The sequence below is a fragment of the Aphanothece microscopica RSMan92 genome (genome assembly GCF_046613545.2).
Taxonomy (GTDB): Bacteria; Cyanobacteriota; Cyanobacteriia; order PCC-6307; family Cyanobiaceae; genus NIES-981.
This window is the reverse complement of record NZ_JBKKKY020000128.1, coordinates 1-2741: the sequence shown is the minus strand read 5'-3', so window position 1 is coordinate 2741 and position 2741 is coordinate 1. Positions and strand designations below refer to the sequence as shown.

Below are 2741 nucleotides of genomic sequence, written 5' to 3'. Positions count from 1 at the left end.
GCGATCCGGCCCAAGATCAACCAACAGCTGCACTCGCTGCGGCTGCCTGATCACCACGCTGCGATCAGATCACAGGCCTCGGGATTTACACCACTCCAAGGGACGCGACCCCCGGCTTGCTGGTGGCCTGCGCGCATTAGGCCAGTTCCCAACCACTCCAGCAGAGGGAGCAGGGGACCTGAAAGTCCACGGCAGATCACAAGATCGGATCAACGTGTGTTCAGCGAGTGCCACACCTTGCGCAGGTTGGTGGCTCCACGCACGGCAGCAGCCGAAAGAGGCGCTGGTGAGGGACCGGCGGTTCAGAGCACCCCGTCATGGGGCGAGCCATCCAGCCGGTGCTCACCGAAGCAACGCAGGGCCAGCACGTCCCCCGGGTCACAGCCTCGGCCGATCAGCACGCGGCCGCCGTGGGGGATGTTGTGGAGGCGCTCTGCTGGATCGGCAGGGGTACCGGTCCGCCGCCGCACAGGCCCGTGCGAAGGGAGCAGCGTCCATTGGGCATCAGGCCAAGGTCGATCAGGCCAGCCTCCACGACCCAGGCGGCGATCACCTCGACTGCCACCCCATCGATCGCCGCCTGGCTCCTGAGTGCGTCGAGCAGCGCCTCTGGCAGGTGCCAGTGCACCGGCTTGAGCCCCGCGGCGTGCGTGAGGTCAGTGGAACTGCCTGCGTTCAAGGTGGCTCTCCAGAGTGACTCTGCTGACGTTATGACCGCAGGAGATGGTCCTTCGCAACCGACCGGGAGAAAGCCCCTCACCGGGCCGAGCCGATTGGGGTGGCCGTGCTTCAGCAACGCTCCGAGCTGCCCGATCTCAACGCTGCCTGGCAGGGAGGTCACGGAGATCATCCCGGCAGCGGACAGAGCAAAGGACAGAGCAGCGGGCCAGGTAACCGGAGGGTTCGCCAGTCTCCATTCGCAGTGCGGACCTCCACGCCAATCAGGCTGAGCACGGAATCGACAGCGGTCGTCTCGACCCAGGCGATGGCATCACCCAGGGCTTCCTCCAGGCTGCTGTAGGAGGAATCGAGTTGCCTGTGAGGCTCGCACCAGCCATCGATCAAGCGGTACAGCCGGTGGGGATAGTTCATGGGAGCGCCCATATCTCGATTTGACGACAAATTCAGCCTGCCCAGCGCGGATGTCTACCGCTGTGTCTCGCGACACGCCTTTCAGGGCGTTGGACGCGCGGACCGGTGAAGCCGCCCCATTCCCAGCAGCGCGGCCAGCTGGTCAGGCCAGGGGGTGACACGCCCGTGATGTCAGGGATCCTTGAGCTTGTTGGAGCAGGCGCCCGATCCTCAGCGCACTCCTGACGGCTGCTGAGGGGATGACACGGCGCACTGGTCCTTGAGGCCTGGCCAGGAGCCCGGGATTGCTGCGGCTCACCTGGCCAGATTCGGCCGCCACACCCCGCCAACCTCGCCAGGATTGGGGCACCGCTTCTCCGCGATGCTGCTTCCCTGCCCCCTGTTACCCCTCACCGCCACGGCGGTCGCCGTGAAGATGGCCGCGCTTCAGGCCACGGTGCTGCTGCTGCTCACCCTGCTGATCAAGGCCCGGATCCAGATCAGGACCGCCTCAGCGCTGGGATTGCTTCTCCTGACCCTGCAAACCCTGGCTGGTCTGGCTGCTCTGGCCGGGCTCGGACTGACGGCCTTCGGGGCTGCGGCCGTGGCTGCACGCAGCCGCCCGGCACCGGTGGTGTGATGGCGATGCCGCCCTGGCGGCCGCTGGTGCCCGGCTCCCAGGGAGAGGCGATCAGAGGAAGCTCGAACAGGCCCCGGAGGGATGCTGCGCCGGTGGGAGCTGATCGAGCAGTTCGAAATCCCGGAAGTCGAAGCCAGGCCCCACACAACAGCTGACCAGGCTCCAGCGCCCCGGGCAGCGTGCCGCCTGCCACCAGTCGGCCGGCACCACCACCACCGGTTCCGTCAGGAGTTCGGAAGTCACGGCCGCCGTGGCCGTGCCGGGGAGCGCCAGCGGTCCCAACCAACGGCAGGCGGCGACGCCGCCCTGGGGAGGAAGGATCCAGAGCTCCAGGGGGTCTCCGGCCACGAAGTGCCAGGCCTCATCCGCACCCAGCACCCGATGCCAGCGGCTGAGCCCTCCTGCCGGCAGCAGAAACAGGATCTGGGTGAGCCCGGCCCGCCGTTCACCGTCGGACCTCTGCACGGAAACCCCGCTGCGATGGAATTCCCGGTACCAGCCGCCCTCGGGATGGGGCTGCAGCCCCAGCTGCTGCACCAGACGATCCACGCTGATGCTGTCCAGCTCGAGGGACCACGGCATGGGAAAGGTCGGAAGGGTGGCACCCAACACTGTGGCGGGCCTTGCTCGCGACCACAAAAAAGCCCCCCTCGTGGGAGGGGGGCCAGCGGGATTCCGTTGTTGATCCTGAGGCCTGAGCCTCAGCCGGGCTGTTCAGCCTCAGCCGATCGCCGGGGCGGTCAGCGCCACGGGGGTGGCTTCCGCAGCGGCCAGGTCGAGGGGGAAGTTGTGAGCGTTGCGCTCGTGCATCACTTCCATGCCCAGACCAGCGCGGTTCAGCACATCAGCCCAGGTGTTGATCACGCGGCCCTGGCCGTCGAGGATCGACTGGTTGAAGTTGAAGCCGTTCAGGTTGAACGCCATCGTGCTCACGCCCAGGGCGGTGAACCAGATGCCGATCACAGGCCAGGCAGCCAGGAAGAAGTGCAGGCTGCGGCTGTTGTTGAAGCTGGCGTATTGGAAGATCAGG

5 protein-coding genes are annotated in these 2741 nt (G+C 66.8%); 1 reads left to right on the top strand and 4 read right to left on the bottom strand.

Annotated elements, in window-relative coordinates:
- Nucleotides 1–394: 394 nt before the first annotated feature.
- A complete protein-coding gene (locus ACLD7X_RS16255) occupies nt 395–679 on the bottom strand; it encodes a hypothetical protein (RefSeq protein WP_412007419.1) in 285 nt (94 codons plus the stop codon).
- A 167-nt stretch (nt 680–846) separates the two neighbouring features.
- A complete protein-coding gene (locus tag ACLD7X_RS16250; protein ID WP_411424725.1) occupies nt 847–1092 on the bottom strand; it encodes a hypothetical protein in 246 nt (81 codons plus the stop codon).
- A 361-nt stretch (nt 1093–1453) separates the two neighbouring features.
- On the opposite strand from ACLD7X_RS16250, the gene ACLD7X_RS16245 reads away from it, so the two are divergent.
- On the top strand, nt 1454–1711 hold the full coding sequence (locus ACLD7X_RS16245) for a hypothetical protein (protein WP_411424724.1): 258 nt from the start codon (nt 1454–1456) through the stop codon (nt 1709–1711).
- A 51-nt stretch (nt 1712–1762) separates the two neighbouring features.
- Here ACLD7X_RS16245 and ACLD7X_RS16240 read toward each other — a convergent pair whose 3' ends face one another.
- Both ACLD7X_RS16240 and ACLD7X_RS16235 read right to left on the bottom strand, forming a co-directional pair.
- Entirely contained in the window at nt 1763–2293 is a 531-nt protein-coding gene (locus tag ACLD7X_RS16240) for a cupin domain-containing protein (protein WP_411424723.1), read from the bottom strand.
- Nucleotides 2294–2431: 138 nt separating this feature from the next.
- The coding region (locus ACLD7X_RS16235; protein WP_411424722.1) for a photosynthetic reaction center family protein at nt 2432–2741 on the bottom strand (310 nt) is incomplete at its 5' end.

Excerpts from the sequence above, each read along its gene's own strand:
- ACLD7X_RS16250 (WP_411424725.1), bottom strand. The coding sequence starts at position 1,092 with ATGAACTATCCCCACCGGCTGTACCGCTTGATCGATGGCTGGTGCGAG.
- ACLD7X_RS16245 (WP_411424724.1), top strand. The coding sequence starts at position 1,454 with ATGCTGCTTCCCTGCCCCCTGTTACCCCTCACCGCCACGGCGGTCGCC.
- ACLD7X_RS16240 (WP_411424723.1), bottom strand. The coding sequence starts at position 2,293 with ATGCCGTGGTCCCTCGAGCTGGACAGCATCAGCGTGGATCGTCTGGTG.